Origin of the sequence: Ruminococcus sp. AF31-8BH, from assembly GCF_003460605.1 — a bacterium.
GTDB classification, from domain to species: Bacteria; Bacillota; Clostridia; order Lachnospirales; family Lachnospiraceae; genus Blautia_A; species Blautia_A acetigignens.
Genome location: NZ_QTVN01000010.1, coordinates 80,314 through 97,416 on the forward strand (window position 1 = coordinate 80,314; position 17,103 = coordinate 97,416).

General features: G+C 43.6%; 12 protein-coding genes. 1 reads left to right on the forward strand and 11 read right to left on the reverse strand.

Annotated features, from left to right (window positions below; all coding sequences use genetic code 11):
* Positions 1–10: 10 nt before the first annotated feature.
* The 6 genes from DWZ38_RS13500 to DWZ38_RS13525 all read right to left on the reverse strand — a co-directional run bounded on the left by DWZ38_RS13500 (position 11) and on the right by DWZ38_RS13525 (position 8,949).
* Positions 11–952, reverse strand: coding sequence for an ABC transporter permease (locus DWZ38_RS13500; RefSeq protein WP_021924629.1), 942 nt, complete (start codon positions 950–952; stop codon positions 11–13).
* Positions 952–2,082 (reverse strand): ABC transporter permease, encoded by a 1,131-nt coding sequence (locus tag DWZ38_RS13505; RefSeq protein WP_117853424.1) that lies wholly within the window; start codon positions 2,080–2,082, stop codon positions 952–954. The genes DWZ38_RS13500 and DWZ38_RS13505 overlap by 1 nt, the downstream gene beginning before the upstream one ends.
* Complete coding sequence (locus DWZ38_RS13510) at positions 2,075–3,616, reverse strand: ABC transporter ATP-binding protein (RefSeq protein WP_021924627.1); 1,542 nt, start codon at positions 3,614–3,616, stop codon at positions 2,075–2,077. Before DWZ38_RS13510 ends, DWZ38_RS13505 begins: the two co-directional genes overlap by 8 nt.
* 217 nt (positions 3,617–3,833) lie before the next feature.
* Positions 3,834–5,000: a BMP family ABC transporter substrate-binding protein gene (locus DWZ38_RS13515; protein ID WP_117853426.1), complete on the reverse strand. Its 1,167-nt coding sequence runs from the start codon at positions 4,998–5,000 to the stop codon at positions 3,834–3,836.
* 222 nt (positions 5,001–5,222) lie between these two features.
* Positions 5,223–6,248 carry a transglutaminase domain-containing protein gene (locus tag DWZ38_RS13520; RefSeq protein ID WP_117853429.1) on the reverse strand — a complete coding sequence of 342 codons (1,026 nt, stop codon included), beginning with the start codon at positions 6,246–6,248 and terminating at the stop codon, positions 5,223–5,225.
* Positions 6,249–6,375: 127 nt separating this feature from the next.
* A complete protein-coding gene (locus DWZ38_RS13525) occupies positions 6,376–8,949 on the reverse strand; it encodes a PEP/pyruvate-binding domain-containing protein (protein WP_117853431.1) in 2,574 nt (857 codons plus the stop codon).
* 304 nt (positions 8,950–9,253) lie between these two features.
* Between DWZ38_RS13525 and DWZ38_RS13530 the strand changes: the two genes are divergently transcribed.
* Positions 9,254–10,969 (forward strand): IS1634 family transposase, encoded by a 1,716-nt coding sequence (locus DWZ38_RS13530; RefSeq protein WP_117853433.1) that lies wholly within the window; start codon positions 9,254–9,256, stop codon positions 10,967–10,969.
* A gap of 336 nt (positions 10,970–11,305) precedes the next feature.
* Here the strand turns inward: DWZ38_RS13530 and DWZ38_RS23585 are convergent, their stop codons facing one another.
* The 5 genes from DWZ38_RS23585 to DWZ38_RS13550 form a co-directional block, all read right to left on the reverse strand.
* Positions 11,306–11,614, reverse strand: a complete 309-nt coding sequence (locus DWZ38_RS23585; protein ID WP_330608655.1) for a phosphatase PAP2 family protein — start codon at positions 11,612–11,614, stop codon at positions 11,306–11,308.
* Position 11,615: 1 nt separating this feature from the next.
* Entirely contained in the window at positions 11,616–11,822 is a 207-nt protein-coding gene (locus DWZ38_RS23590) for a hypothetical protein (protein WP_347519835.1), read from the reverse strand.
* Positions 11,819–12,070 (reverse strand): hypothetical protein, encoded by a 252-nt coding sequence (locus DWZ38_RS13540; protein WP_173765796.1) that lies wholly within the window; start codon positions 12,068–12,070, stop codon positions 11,819–11,821. The genes DWZ38_RS23590 and DWZ38_RS13540 overlap by 4 nt, the downstream gene beginning before the upstream one ends.
* Positions 12,071–13,051: 981 nt before the next feature.
* Positions 13,052–15,682 (reverse strand): pyruvate, phosphate dikinase, encoded by a 2,631-nt coding sequence (ppdK, locus tag DWZ38_RS13545; RefSeq protein WP_117853440.1) that lies wholly within the window; start codon positions 15,680–15,682, stop codon positions 13,052–13,054.
* A gap of 133 nt (positions 15,683–15,815) precedes the next feature.
* Complete coding sequence (locus DWZ38_RS13550; protein ID WP_117853443.1) at positions 15,816–17,072, reverse strand: 6-phosphofructokinase; 1,257 nt, start codon at positions 17,070–17,072, stop codon at positions 15,816–15,818.
* Positions 17,073–17,103 lie beyond the last annotated feature (31 nt).

Below are 17,103 nucleotides of genomic sequence, written 5' to 3' on the forward strand. Positions count from 1 at the left end.
ATTCGGAGGTTTACCTCTGTCCCTTATCGTACGGAATACCTTCCGCCTTTGGTGCCCTGGAGTTCTTAGATACGAATACAAGGACGATCAGGGAAATGATGTATGGGAACATGTTGTACAGAGTACTTGGAAGCTTCAGTGCAACCAGTGCATCAAAGCCTGTGTATACGTTGGACAGGGCACGGAACAGACCGAACAGAAGGGCTGCCAGTCCGATGTTCACCGGTTTCCACTGTCCGAAGATCATAACCGCAAGTGCAAGGAAGCCAAAACCTGCAACTCCGTTCTCGAATTTCCACTCGCTGACGCCGGCTGTGATATAAACCAGTCCGCCAAGTCCGCCAAGAGCGCCGGAGATCAGAACGCCTGCATAACGCATTTTGAACACATTGATACCTACAGAGTCAGCTGCCTGGGGATGCTCGCCGCATGCCATAAGACGAAGTCCGAATCTGGTTTTGTATAATACAATATAAGAAGCGATCAGGATCAAAAGAGCAAACAGCATGAACCAGCTGAACTCAAATTTGCCGATTCTTACCAGGAATGCTTTCTTTGCCACCTTGTAAGCAACTGTGGAAGAAACGTTGTCCGGGTTCTCTGCCATGTTGATGGCACGCACGATAACAACTGCTGCCGCAGGTCCAAGAAGGTTCAGGGCAGTTCCAACCAGAGTCTGGTCTGCATTAAAATTGATGGCAGCTACGCCAAGAAGCAGGGAAAAGACCATTCCCACCAGTACGCTTGCCAGAACAACCAGAAGGATCACAACCGCTGCCGGAGCAGATTCCGGAAGATATTTCATCATCAGGGCACCGCCAAGTGCTCCCATAACCATAATTCCCTCAAGACCGATATTGATTACACCGCTGTGCTCAGAAAAACAGCCGCCAAGTGCTACGAGAATCAATACAGAAGCAAATATTAATGTATACTGAATCAATAATAACATTATTTTTCTCCTCCTTTTGCAGCTTTTTTCTCATCTCTCTTATCGAGATAACGGTTTAACCAAAGTTTGAAGAAGAATACAAATCCGCACAGATAAATAATAAATGCGGAGATCAGATCAGAGATCTGTGCACAGTACATGGTTTTGTCTACGTAGCTTCCGCCGCTTGTAATGTGCTGGATAAAATAAGAGGAGAAAATCGCTCCGATTGGGTTCAGACCTCCAAGGAATGCTGCCGCGATTCCGTTAAAGCCCATTCCCGGAACAGTTGTCTGCTGTACCATCCAGGTCTCAATTCCGCTAAGGTAGAAAACAGCAGCTCCAAGCCCTGCAAGACCACCTGCGATCATCATAGTTACAATTGTATTTCTTTTCTCCTTCATACCGCAGTATTTTGCGGCATTTTTATTCATACCTGTTGCCCGAAGCTCGAAGCCGAATTTGGTTTTTTCCAGAAGTACCCATACGACGATTGCCATAACCACAGAAATAATAAGACCTATGGAAACGAACTTGTTTCCGGAAAAGATCTGATCCAGTCCGCAGTTTGGAAGAAGTGCGCTTTTGTTTCCGCTGGAAAGATCCACGGTATATGGGGTGGACTCGGATTTTACCTGGGTCAGAAGCATATTGACCACATACAGGGAAATCCAGTTCAGCATAATACAGGAAATAACCTCATTTACATTAAAGTAAGCCTTTAATGCTCCGGAAATTCCACCAAGCAGTGCTGCGATCACAACGGCTGCGATCATGCACACATACCAGGGCATACCAAGCTTCAATGCGAAATAAAGGGATGCTCCTGCTCCGACTACATACTGTCCTGCAGCACCGATATTAAAAAGACCAACCTTGTAGGCAAACAGAACAGAAAGGGAACACATCAGAAGTGCAGACGCCTTTACCAGCGTAGTTCCCATGTATTTCATCATGGCCTTCTGGCTTGGATAATAAAAATAGTTTTTCAGAATAGCAGTAATTGCTCCTGCAGCACCTTTGGGGTTAATAATAAGAAGTACCACATATCCGATCAAAAGACCGATTACAATGCAAAGCAAAGAAGCAATGATGGTCTGAAATGCATTGTTTCTCAGAATGCCTGCTTTCTTTTTGGAATCATTATTCATTGCTCTTTGTCTCCTTTCTCTTTGATCCTGCCATGTAAAGACCAAGCTCCTCTACAGTTACCTTCTTCGGATCAAATTCTCCTACGATTTCTCCCTCATACATAACCAGAATGCGGTCAGATACATTCATAACCTCATCCAGCTCCAGGCTTACAAGAAGAACTCCCTTGCCTGCATCTCTTGCCTGTACCAGCTGCTTATGCACATGCTCAATGGCACCTACATCCAGGCCTCTTGTAGGCTGTACAGCAATAAGAAGCTCCGGATTTTTGTCTATTTCACGGGCAATGATGGCTTTCTGCTGATTTCCTCCGGACATGGATCTGGCCTTTGTAACAGCGCCCTGACCGGAACGGATGTCATACTGTTCAATCAGGCGGTTGGCATATTTGCGAATTTCCTTTCTTTTAAGGAATCCCAATTTGTTGGTAAACTGTGGCTCAAAATATCTCTGAAGAACAATATTATCTTCCAGAGAATAATCCAGTACAAGACCATGCTTATGGCGATCCTCCGGAATATGGCTCATTCCTGATGTAAGACGCTCACGGATAGGCATATGTGTAATATCTTTTCCATTCATGGTGATCGTACCGCTTTTCAGTGGTTCCAGACCGGAAAGTCCATATACAAATTCTGTTTGTCCGTTTCCATCGATTCCGGCAATACATACGATCTCTCCTCTGTGAACCTGAAGAGAAACACCGTTTACTGCATTGTTTTTGTGGCGCTTGGATGCCACTGTCATATCTTTAATATCAAGGACTACTTCTCCTGGCTTTGCTTCTTTCTTTTCTACAACAAAGCTTACATCTCGTCCGACCATCATTGCTGAAAGCTTTTCCGGATTGGTGTCCTCAATATTTACGGTGCCAATGTATTTGCCCTTGCGAAGAACGGTACAGCGGTCTGCAACCTGCATGATCTCGCCCAGCTTATGAGTGATAAACAGAATGCTCTTGCCCTCTGCTGCCAGGTTCTTCATGATCTGCATCAGTTCCTGGATCTCCTGGGGAGTGAGCACTGCGGTAGGCTCATCAAAGATCAGGATCTCATTGTCACGGTAAAGCATCTTGAGGATTTCTGTTCTCTGCTGCATACCAACTGTGGTGTCTTCAATGATGGCGTCAGGATCTACAGACAGACCGTATTTCTGGGAAAGCTCCATCACTTTTTTACGTGCGCCGTCTTTTTGAAGAAAACCATTCTTTGTGGTCTCCACGCCAAGAATGATGTTGTCAAGAACGCTGAAGCATTCTACCAGCTTGAAGTGCTGGTGCACCATACCAATTCCAAGGTCGTTGGCATCATTAGGGTCCTTGATCTCTACCTTTTTGCCGTCCTTGCGGATTTCTCCCTCTTCTGGCTGGTACAGACCGAACAGAACGCTCATCAGGGTGGATTTGCCTGCTCCGTTCTCACCAAGCAGTGCGTGGATCTCACCTTTTTTTAACTGAAGCGTGATATTGTCATTTGCGATGATTCCGGGAAAGCGCTTGGTGATTCCCAGCATTTCAATTGCATATTCACTCATCTTCGTTTTTCTCCTTCTTATTCATGGCAGAGTCACTGCCAGAAAGCATGGAACAGGCATCTTGCAAACATGCCTGTTCCGATAAAAAAGGGAAGTGGCCACTGCTCACTCCCCTTTCTATCACTTGCATGCCCCTTCTTTCATAGGACCATTAAGCCTTCCTGCCGGAACACTACCCGTGATTTATAACTGCATTTATCTATGCGGAGTAGTTGTCTTATTTGATGCTGCCGTAATCGTTTACTGCGATCTCAGTTTCCGGTAATGCAGTAATGTCGTTGCTTACTGTGATCTCGCCATTATATAATTTGCTTACAAGATCCTTGTAATCATCTACAGTAAAGTTGTCATCCCACTGTGTGGTATCCATTGGAAGCTGTACGTAGTTGTCTTCTGGATTCTCGGATACAAGACCAAGGTTGTCGATTTTTCCAGCATAGTCAGATTCCCAGTTACCGTCCTTGATTGCGTCAAGTGCAGTCTTAACAGTCGGTGCAAGACCTTTCATAGCGGATGTAACTGTGATGTCCTCGCCAATGATTCCGGACTGGTCGGAGTCAACACCGATTACCTTGCCGTCAACCTTAGCTGCTGCTTCTGCTGCAGATGTGTAGATTCCGCCGCCGCATGCGAATACAACTTCAACGCCCTTGCTGCCGTACCAGGTATCCATGTAAGCTGTGATGTCTGCGTCGCCGTAGAACTGTCCGCCGCATACATACTCAAGTTCAACGTCGTCTGTGATTCCAAGCTCTTTTGCTGCTTCATCAGCACCCTGGATGTAGCCATATCCGAAACGGGTAACGGCCGGTACAGACATTCCGCCAAGGAATCCAAGATGTTTGTATCCAAACTTCACTGCTGCGTATCCTGCCATGTATCCGGAAACCTCTTCCTGATAAGTACAGCAGTATACATTGTCTGCATTGTAGTAATCCGTTACTTCATAATCGTCCGGATTGTAGGTGTATCCTTCGCCAACACCTTTCTCGCAGATATCGCCTGCACTTACGTCTGGTGCGATGAACTTCACATCCGGGTACATCTCGGATTGCTCTACGATGGTAGCTGCGAACATGTAGCCAGGAAGAACGATTACGTTCGCGCCGTCTGCTACAGCCTGGTCAACACTTGCGTTACGTGCCTCATCGGAGTCACTCTCTGGTTTGTAATAGTTGAAGTCGCTTCCATTGTCAGCTGCCCATTCCTTACATGCCTCGTAAGTAGTCTGATTAAAGCTCTGGTCTGTGATATCACCGGAGTCAGTAACCATGGCGATCTTCATGTCGGATGCCTCTGCCTTTACCTCTGTTGCTCCATAAGCTGGTGCAAGGGAAAGTGCCATTGCTCCTGCAAGCACCATAGCTGCAATTCTTTTCTTCATTTTATATTTTCCTCCTTTTTATAATATCGATCCTGATAGTCTTACAATGACATATGTCTCACTTTTAAGACAGGACTCATGTCCCTTTTTCATTGTTTATTTTAATTTTTGTATAATTCGGCCAGTTTTTTTAAAGTTTTTTCATGCAATATTTTTGTTTTTCAAAATTCTAAAAGAACTTATGTCCCTTTTAGTTTATTTCAGTTTTCTTCCCGAAGCAGGCTATTGCCGCTCTCCTTCATTCGCTTCTTCAAGAGAAATCTTTTCCGGCAGCTGTGTGTCTGTATACTCAAGCCGAATAACTGCCTGAGGCCAGTTTATGCTGACTCTTGCAGTTTTATTTCGTTCTGCTCCTGCCTTTCGTATCAGCTCCAGAAGCTCGTCTAACACTTCACGGGTAAGATAACCGCCTCTCCAGTGAAAAATCAGGACCTTTCCCTTCTTAGCTGCCTGAAGGGAGCGCTTGTATACGTCTTCCTTTTTGGTAAAGGAAAGCTTTTTTTCTTTATAATAAAAATGATCATGATCCGTGCAGGAAGGCGCCGGTGCGATCAACGGTTCATGGTCGCGAAAAATCTGCTGATCATCCAGATTAAAATAGTCATAACGGATTTCTGAATTATGGTGATCTGTCCCAAGACTATTATCGAAGGTGGCATCCAGATGATAATATGTCCCCTCTATTTTTACAATATTCCAGGTATGACGGTACTTGATTCCTTTTTCCGGATTATTCCCGCAAATAGCAATCATACACCACACTCCCAATGCATCCAGAAGGACTTTCACCGCCTTGGCAATGCCTTCGCAGACGCCTACGCCCTGGCCCAGAGGGCCGATGATCTCATGGGAATAGGGTTTCTTCAGCTTGTCGTAGCGGACATTTTCGCAGATGAAATCATGCACATACTTCTCTTTTTCCCACTGGGAAAGCTTCATAGCAGGGCGGACAAGCTTTTCCACACGGGCTTCCATGGCTTTCTGATGCTCCCGGATCTTATTTTTGTCAAATAAATACTCAGGGATAAAAATCAGATTAGGGGAATCTTTATAATAACGGTACTTGAAGCTGATGACCCAGAAGATTTCCGGATGATCCAGCCGCATCTGGAAAAACACGTTGTAAAGCTCCTCCCCTGCAAGCGCCGGGATCTGAATTTCATCTGCAAGGTTCTTCACCCCGGCAAGGATGCTGTGATAAGCCGCCTGCTGGGGTTTGGTCATATGATTGTAGTAGTATGGTTCCATTTTGTTCTCTTTCTTCGTATAACTTTTTTCTAATTGTAGTATAACATTATTTTATTCTACTGTCATGCCGGGAGTCAAGCGGATATTCCAAGTCCGCTTCGCTGCTTGCTTGATTTGGTTAAATGTTTTATTTCCGGTACAACACCAGTTTTTCATTTTGCAGGTCGTTGCACAATTCACAGGAAACTTTGCTGGTATCATATACATGAGCAACTCCCTTTAGATCCGGATCATCTGTATAGAAATCTATAATATCCGGAAAATCAGCCAGCTTTTCGGGTGCAAACCGAAGTGTCTTTTCATTTGAAAATACTGCTGTATACAATATTTCCGCTTCAACCAGATCCTGGAAAATATGGCTTCCATAGGAAAGCTCCGGGTTATATCCAACAGATTTCTCCTCTACCTCACAAATTGCTTCAAACTCACTGATATCTGCAAAGGTTGTGGGAACACCAAGCTCTGGGGAAGAGGTTCCGATGCGGCCCGGCACGATCAGAAGCATATGCTTGTTCTTCCCCTTATTTTTCCAGTTTACTGCACCGATCAGCTTCGCTGCTTTTACTTTTTTTGCATACGGCATATTATAATAAGCTACGGGATCTATCAGAACAATAGTATCTATCTGCGTCTTCCTCGATAACCCCATGGAAGAATGTACATTTTCCAGAATAATATTTTCTTCCGGGATATTGTCCGGAATTTCCACATTCCCCGTATCCTTAAACACCTGCAATGGTCGGCACTGCAGCAGATTTATAGAGTATTCTCCTGTTTCAGATAAGTTTACCGTAAACTCAATGTCAACAGGATAGTCATATTCCTTCTGAATCAACTGCATGATCATTTGTATCTGCTGCATGAGAAGCTCTTTTTTTACAAGACCGCCGCATGAAATAAAACGGACCTCTCTGTTTATTCCTCTCTCCCTCATGGAAGCCTCCACCTCAAAATCATGTTCCAGAAGAAGTTTGTCCAGATATCCCGGAATATAAGCTTCAATCTGGTCCAGCTCCAGCTGTCTCAGACAGTGTCTGGTTGTATCCACAACTTCTATTTTCCGCTGTGAAAACTGATGTTTCTGGGCAATAGTCGTGCAGTTTGTTGCCTGAGGCATATCAAGGCTGACAAGTCTTGGATAAGAGCCTTCTGTCCTGTCTACTGCCGACGTTCCCAGCCCCATAACTAATCTGAGCATTCCAGCTTTCGGATCGATTTTCTCCAAAAACTTGTACGGACTGTAGGAGTATCCTACCCCTGCTGCGCATGGCATATAATAAGAGCCATAGTAAGAACCAGATACACGCTGTACAAGAAGTGCCATCTGTTCATCACGTTTATCAAGCCCCCGCCTCTTTCTGTAATCCAGCGCAGACAAGCTCATAGAGCTTGCATATACGGTCTTTATGGCATTCTCGAATTCCGCAAGGCGTTCTTCCAGGCTTCCACGATTTGCGCAAAAAACAGATTCATATTTTCCTGCAAATGCGTTTCCGAAGCCATCCTCCAGAATACTGCTGGAACGCACAATAAAAGGATCCTGTCCATAATATTCCAGAATATGTAAAAAATGATTTTTCATTTCCTCGGAAAATACACCATTTTTCAGACGTCTGGCAAATTCTTCTGCCAGAGAAAAATATTCTGTTTCCTCTCTTTGACGAACACGGATATCCCAAAATCCATTGTCCACAATATATGTATAATAAACATCGGAACCTATAAAGAAAGAATCATGTGGTTCCAGTACCTCATTGATGTCCCAGGCCAGATTTCGCACAATTGCTCTGGAAAGCAGCATACCGCAGGCTTTTCCGCCTATCATGCCGGTTCCGATCATATGATTCCGGACACTGAAATAGTCTTCAGGAGAAAAATGCTTTTTTACCATAAGACGCATTTTTCTGTCTCTGGTCATCATAATATCGCACATTGTATTGCAGGCCTCTTCTGTATTCATGTGATTGTCATACAGCATCCTGGCAGTATTGAAAAAACGATCCCAGGAATCTGTAAACTGTTCTTCGCCTGGTCTTTGAAATTTGCTGAGAATCTGATAAAAACGGCTGGACTGCACGCCATCTCTGATCGGACGAAATGTTCTCAGTTCTTTGTTGTAAATATGTGGCAGAAACATGGTTTCTGAATCTCTGTTCCACACTTTTGCAGGACGTACATAGATATTTTTGGGATCAGAATATACATCCAGAAGTAATTGTGTTGTATTTAATATCTTTTTTACCGCATGAAAGGAATGCTTCCCTCTGATGATAGGGAAAAAGGCAACCGTATCCAGGGAAAAAAGGAACGGACAGGTTACACGAAAAAAGTTGCCCATCATCAGGTCTGTCGCCCAGGCTGTCTGAAGCTCTGATAAACAGTCAAAAATGTAAAAGGTATCAATACCTTCCCTTTCAATGACTTTATGTATTTCCACCGTAAAGTTTTCAAATTGATGGGACAGCGGAATCTCTACTCTTTTCACCTCAGGGCATTCTTTTACCAATAATTCATGGCTTGCAAATCGAAAATATACAATATTTCGTTTGTCTTTAATCGCCTGTTCTACATAAGGTTCGCAGAAATATCGAAATTTCTCCAAGTGAGATACCCTCCATACCACGTTATCCCCCAGCCTGATATTGTCAAGTGCCTGATCCATTTCCGGAATTCCGGAAAGAATTCTATCAAAAGCTGCCATATTTTACCTCCTCTCCGATAAAAAAAGACACACAGACTTTCCATCTGTGTGCCCCATTGCACAAACTCCCACTTTTGAATTCATTATAGAAAGAATGCACCTGAAAGTCAAGAATATTTCTTTCATAGGTTAGAGGGCATTGCCCTCCACAGTTTTGCAGCATCACATGTTTGCTTGTAGCTTGAAAGCCTTTTATTTAACGGCTGACAGGCTTTTTTTATTTTTAAAATTAATCATATTTCACTGGCGTTTTATGACGTTTTGTGATATAATAAGTATTATTATACTAACAGAGGACCCCATTATGTATCTAAAAAAAACTCCAAACACCCATGGACGAATCCGTCTTTCCATCGTTGATAATTATTATGACAAAGTTAAAAAGTGTTCCCGGCAGAAAACAGTGGAGTCTATTGGCTGGCTTGATGAACTGGAAAAACAGTATGATGACCCGATTGCCTATTTTACAAAACGTGTGGCGCAGCTCAATGAAGAAAAACAGAAAAAACAGGCTCCAATCAACTTTACTTTTTATGATTCAGACAGACTTTGTATCGGTGATAACCTGCGAAAAAACTTCGGCTATGCTGCATTGAGCCAAATCTATCATGAGCTTGGCATCCATACATTTCTGATCAATCGGCAGCGCCATTCTAAAGAACAGTATGATTCCAATACTATTATGAAGATGCTTGTTTATTCCAGACTCCTTTTTCCAGCCTCAAAGAAATCTTCCTATGACAGCCGGGAACGTTTTTTTGAAAACACGGATTACTCACTGGATGATGTTTACCGCTGTCTTTCTTTTTTAGACAAGCACAGGGAAAACTTACAGATATGGATGAATGACCGCATCAAAAAGAATTATGGCAGGGATACAAGCCTGATTTATTATGATGTTACCAACTACTATTTCGAAACAGACGAACAAAATGACTTTCTTCGCAAAGGAGTCTGTAAAGAACACCGGCCCAATCCTATCGTACAGATGGGGCTGTTCATGGACAACAAGGGCATCCCCATTACTTATGAACTATTCCCTGGAAATATCAACGACTGCCTGACCTACCGGCCAAACTTAGGGCGCATAAAAAAACAGTTTGACCTTGGCCGGGTGATCACTGTTGCTGATAAGGGAATGACAACAGGTGATAACATCTGGTATACGATCAATACTCCCACTCATGATGGATATGTTTTCAGCATGTCCATCCGGGGAGCTGAAAAAAGCCTCAAAAACTATGTCCTCAAAGAGGAGGGGTATGAATGGCTCGGAACGGAATATAAACGAAAATCCCGTAAATGTCCAAGGACCATTCAGGTTACTTCTGTTACTGGAAAAAAGATAAAAAAACAGGTGGATGAAAAACAGGTTGTTTTCTGGAGCGAAAAATATGCAAAACGAGCAAAGGCAGAACGGGAAGCTGCTTTGATAAAAGCAAGAGATCTGGCAGAAAATCCAGGAAATTACTCAAGAGCTACTTCTTATGGAGCTGCCAAATATGTAAAAAAAATAGATTATGACAAAGAAACCGGAGAAATCCTCACTTCCTCCTCCATTCTGAACCTTGATGAGGAAAAGATTCGGGAAGAGGAGGCATTGGACGGTTATTACATGCTCCTGACCAGCGAAATGGAAGCGTCAGATGATGAGATTATTGACATGTATCGAGGATTATGGCGGATCGAAGAATCCTTCAAAGTAACCAAAAGCGAACTGGAAGCCAGACCCGTATATGTCTGGACTAAGGAACATATCGAAGCACACTTTCTGACCTGTTTTGTAGCCCTGACAATCGCAAGAATACTGGAAAACAAGCTTGAGCATAAATACAGCGTTGGAACAATCCTTGAATCCTTGTCAAAAGCAGAATGCAGTCTGGTTCAGCAAAACTACTACTTGTTTGACTACTATGATGAACTGCTAAAAGATATCGGATTGATTATGGACATTGATTTTGGGAAACGCATTCGGACTTTAGGAGAAATAAAAAAAATTTTGGCAAAGACAAAAAAGTAGAAAAAACACCATGAAAAAATGACAAAACAGAGAAGCCGCAATCCAGCATAAACACTTGGATTGCGGCCATTTTTAACCTACTTTACCTGCAAAAGTCAGGATATTTTAACTATTGATTATAGTCTATTATATATTATTTGGCACCTTTAAGCAACTATTGTTTGACAATTTATGGCAAATTTCCAATAGAAAAAGGAATGCTCACTCTGAACAATCCCTTTTTATAAAACTTTATTCATTTTTCACACGATACAAAAGGATGATTCTTTTTATTATCAGAAACAGCAGCCCTACTGCTATTGCATATGTTTCTCTACCTGTTTTTTCTCCAATCTGTCACTGATTCCTACAGCAAAGTAAAGCGGCTCCCCGATATATTCCAAACAATCCGAAGCTCAATAGAACACCTCCGATGATGTCTGTACACCAGTGTACACCACATAATAATCTTCCACATATCATAAACAAGGAAAAAAGAACAGAAAAAATATTAGTTCCTTTTCGTAACCAGTAATTCGAACTCCTATGATTTGCCTGATATATAAGCGAAAGCATGACACTTAACGTTAAAAGGGTAGTTGAGGATGGATATGAGGCTTCCAGGACTCCCTCGATCAGAACCGGGCGGTAATTAATGGGAACCATTTCAAAAATCAGATATCCCAAGATTACCAGTATATAGTATATTCCAAGCAAAAGAATATCCCGGTCTACCTTTAACAGGCTTCTTCTTTTTATAAGCTGGAATAGGCCAAGACCTCCAAATCCGATGGAAGTTTCCCTTTGACCGATTAGCTGTACATCCACCTTTTGGATCAGCAGGGTCCAGACGAGAAATGTCTTCCTTTTTCATCCTTGCGCAACGGTATCTTTACAGGTATGACATTCCGCCAGAACAAAATCTCCAACAGCAGGGTATTCGCATATAGAGATTGTCTCATATCTGAATTTTCCAGAAATCCTGGCAGAATATTCTCCCTTTTCAGTTAACAGCCGGTACCATTCTTTCCCCTGGGAAAGGATCCTGCCAAGACAATACTCGGGATAGCCGGATGCTACAGAACAGATTTCTTCTCCCACGCCCCATTTGGTCTCTTCCATGTTTGTCATCTCCTAACTAATCGGGTTAACCTCTCGATAACCTGGTCAAGTGTCTGTTGAAACTGTTTTTTTACCATTTCTTTGTTATTTGCACCATCATACAGGCTGTAGAAAAAAACATCACCGCATAAAACTGGTCTGCGTTTTCTTGTGGGTTTGAAATACCCATGTCCGAGAATAATTCTCTTACATAACCAGCAGGACCAGAAGCAAGATATTGTTTCCCATTTTGGGAGGCAGAGATATAAAGGTAGTAAATACTGCTTACATACTTCTCTTTTCCAGTCGGAAGAACGGAATTGTAATAGCTGCTAAGTACAAGTCTTGCTTGTCATGCAAAAAAATCAAAACAGATGTATAAAATCTTATCAGATGGTTATACTGAAAATAGAAAGATAGCTTCGACAACAACAGAATTATAAATTCGACAGCAAAACCTTACATATCTATTTCTTATCAGAAAGATTCACTTTCCAAAGACACAAGATTTTTTACAGCCTCTTTTGCACTGTCTGCTTGCTGATTTCTTCGCTGATTGCAATAACAGAAATCATTTCACATTTCTTTTGTTCGTCTGGCAGCAGTTGTAAAATCGGAGCAATTATTGTGTATCTTTCATATGTTTTTTACGGCTCTCTGGACACAGAGAATGTGAATCCATTTCTGACAGTCTTTCTAATAGCTCTGCATACTTCTTTGCATTCGAACAATGTTTTTTTCTCGCACCAATCTTTGTAGCCAATTTTACGCATAAGCACCTCTTGTATTATATTGCGGTTTTCCCAAAATTAAAATACAAATTATATTGAGAAAAATCACTTAAGTCAAGATTTCCACCACTCTATAAATCAAAAAAGACCCTGAGGGGCTGGAAATTCCAGTCCATCAAGGTCAATTTTTACGCTTGGACAAATTTATTTAGTTGGTTGGGCGATTTACCCTTTTACAGGATAGATCACTTTACCCTCTCACAAGAATGAATTATTTGTTCTTCTGAGCAATTGCTGCCTGAGCTGCTGCCAGACGAGCTACCGGTACACGGAATGGTGAGCAGGATACATAGTCAAGACCGATCTTGTTGCAGAACTCTACAGAAGACGGATCTCCACCGTGCTCTCCACAGATTCCGATGTGAAGGTTCGGGTTAACCGGCTTACCAAGTTTGATAGCCATATCCATAAGCTTACCAACACCAACCTGATCCAGTTTTGCAAATGGGTCATTCTCGAAGATCTTAGCATCATAGTAAGCGTTAAGGAACTTACCAGCGTCATCACGGGAGAATCCGTATGTCATCTGAGTTAAGTCGTTGGTACCGAAGCAGAAGAAGTCAGCTTCTTTTGCGATCTCATCAGCTGTAAGAGCTGCACGTGGGATCTCGATCATAGTACCTACTTCATATTTCAGATCTACGCCTGCTGCTGCGATCTCAGCGTCAGCTGTCTCAACAACAAACTTCTTAACATATTTAAGCTCTTTGATATCGCCTACTAACGGGATCATGATCTCTGGGCAGATATTCCAGTCAGCGTGAGCTTTCTTTACATTGATAGCTGCACGGATAACTGCTGTTGTCTGCATCTTAGCGATCTCAGGATAGGTAACTGCCAGACGGCATCCACGATGTCCCATCATTGGGTTGAACTCATGAAGAGAGCTAATGATTGTCTTGATTTCCTCTACAGTCTTGCCCTGAGCATCAGCAAGCTTCTTGATGTCTTCCTCTTCTGTAGGAACGAACTCATGAAGCGGCGGATCCAGGAAACGGATTGTTACAGGGTTGCCCTCGAGAGCCTCGAACAGACCTTCGAAGTCTTCCTGCTGATATGGAAGAACCTTAGCAAGTGCTGCTTCTCTCTCCTCAGCTGTTGTGGAGCAGATCATCTCACGGAATGCATCGATACGTCCCTCACCGAAGAACATATGCTCTGTACGGCAAAGACCGATACCTTCAGCACCGAGCTCAACTGCTTTCTTAGCGTCAGCAGGAGTATCAGCGTTTGTACGAACTTTCATTGTTCTGTACTTGTCAGCCCAGGACATAATACGTCCGAACTCACCAGCGATTGTAGCGTCTACAGTCGGGATGATTCCGTCGTAGATGTTACCTGTTGTACCATCGATGGAAATGAAGTCTCCCTCATGGAACTCTTTTCCGCCAAGTGTGAATTTCTTATTCTCTTCGTCCATAGCGATGTCGCCGCATCCGGAAACGCAGCACTCACCCATACCACGAGCAACAACTGCTGCGTGAGATGTCATACCGCCACGAACTGTCAGGATACCCTGTGCAGATTTCATACCTGTGATATCCTCTGGGGATGTCTCAAGACGAACAAGAACAACCTTCTCGCCTCTCTCAGCCCACTCTACAGCGTCATCAGCTGTGAATACGATCTTACCGCAAGCAGCTCCTGGAGAAGCTCCAAGACCTTTGCCCATTGGTGTAGCAGCTTTCAGAGCCTTAGCGTCGAACTGAGGATGAAGAAGTGTATCAAGGTTACGAGGATCGATCATAGCTACTGCTTCTTCCTCTGTTCTCATTCCCTCATCAACAAGGTCACAAGCGATCTTCAGAGCAGCCTGAGCGGTTCTCTTACCGTTACGTGTCTGCAGCATGTATAACTGGCCATGCTCAACAGTGAACTCCATATCCTGCATATCTCTGTAGTGTGTCTCCAGAGTATGGCAAACTTCTGTAAATTTCTTGAATGCTTCCGGGAACTTCTGCTCCATCTCAGCGATGTGCATAGGTGTACGAACACCAGCAACTACGTCCTCGCCCTGTGCATTGGTAAGGAACTCACCGAACAGACCTTTGTTTCCTGTAGCTGGGTCTCTTGTAAATGCAACACCAGTACCACAGTCATCACCCATGTTACCAAATGCCATCATCTGTACGTTAACAGCTGTACCCCAGGAATATGGGATATCGTTGTCACGACGATATACGTTGGCACGTGGGTTGTCCCAGGAACGGAATACGGCTTTGATTGCACCAACTAACTGCTCCTTCGGGTCAGATGGGAAATCAGAACCGATTTTTTCTTTATATTCAGCCTTGAACTGCATAGCAAGTTCTTTAAGGTCATCAGCTGTAAGCTCAACGTCAAGAGTAACGCCTCTGTCAGCTTTCATTTTGTCGATAAGCTCTTCAAAATATTTCTTACCAACTTCCATAACTACGTCAGAGTACATCTGGATAAATCTTCTGTAGCAGTCCCAAGCCCAACGCGGGTTGCCGGATTTCTCAGATAATACAGCTACAACGTCCTCATTTAAACCAAGGTTCAGGATAGTATCCATCATACCTGGCATGGAAGCTCTTGCGCCAGAACGAACGGAAACAAGCAGTGGATTCTCGACATCACCGAATTTCTTACCGGTAACTCCTTCCATTTTGGTGATTGCTTCCATGATCTGACCCATGATCTCGTCGTTGATCTGTCTTCCATCCTCATAGTACTGAGTACAAGCTTCAGTAGTGATTGTAAATCCCTGCGGAACAGGAAGTCCAAGGTTTGTCATCTCAGCAAGGTTGGCACCTTTACCACCCAGAAGGTTTCTCATATCAGCGTTACCTTCTGTAAACATGTAAACCCATTTTGCCATTTTACATTTTCCTCCTAAATATTTGTTCATTGAACATAAAACTATGTTTTATACGCACATAGTTATTTTATAGGCTTATTCGTCATTCGTCAAGGTTATTCTGGTAAAAAACAGTCAATTTTTTCTCATTTTGTTAATTTTTCTTTTTTCTGCCAGTATTCAGCACCAGATGACGGGGAACGCCGTTCACCATGATCGGCTGATAATCCCCCTGGATCAGAGGCTTGATGTAGTCGATGAAGTCCTTGGTCACATTATTGGCCTCTTTGTTCATCCAGTGCCTCGGAACCAGCTTCTCTTCATTCGCAATGCGGTGCACATCGTAAATTCCGGTGGCTGCCATGTACGGATCATCGGATACACGGTCGATAACTACCATCTTGCCGGTATCCCCTTCGTCTGCTGCCTTTACTGCAGCACCGCCAACCATCATGGCCTCATCAATATCCACCCGGGATGCCATGTGGGAAGCGCTTCTCTGAAGGGTGGAGAGTTCTACGGCACGGGTTTTGCAGCCGCACTCTGCTGCCAGGAAGTTGGCAAGATAGGTGGCGGTCCCCTGAAGCTGCTTGTGGCCGAATGCGTCCACGTAGTCTCCTACGCTTCCAAGCTCGCATACGTAGCGTCCGTCAGCCAGCTTGATTCCCTCGGATACTGCGATGACAACAGAGGATTTTTTCTTCAGGAGATCTTTTACCTTGGCAAGGAATTTCTCGATGTCAAAAGGAACCTCCGGCAGATAAATCAGATCCGGTCCTTCGCAGTCCTCAGACTTGGAAAGGGCGGTGGCACCTGTGAGCCAGCCGGCATTTCTTCCCATGATCTCCATGATGGTGATCATGTTTTTCTTATAGGTAAGGCCTTCCGCGTCGCGGATCACTTCCTTGGTGGAAGCTGCAATGTATTTGGCTGCACTTCCAAAGCCAGGGGTGTGGTCGGTAAGTGCAAGGTCGTTGTCAATGGTCTTTGGTACGCCAAGGAATTTCTGGGTCTGTCCGGTGATAATGGCGTAATCGGAAAGCTTCTTGATGGTGTCCATGGAATCATTTCCGCCAATGTAAATGAATGCGTAGATTTCCAGTTTGTTCAGGATCTCGAATATTTTCTCATAGATGGCTCTGTCTTCGTGGATCTCCGGAAGCTTATAGCGGCAGGAACCAAGAAAAGCAGACGGGGTCCTCTTCAGAAGCTCGATATCGAGCTCGGAATGGATCTGAGTAGAAAGGTCGATATACTGTTCATCAAGAAGGCCCTGAATTCCGTGAAGCATTCCATATACCTTGTCAAAGCCGCGCTCTACTGCGTTCTTGTATACGCCAGCAAGACTGGAATTGATTACAGATGTGGGGCCTCCGGACTGTCCTACAATAATATTTCTTTTCTTTGCCATTATGGTATTCCTCCTCTATTCCAATTGATCA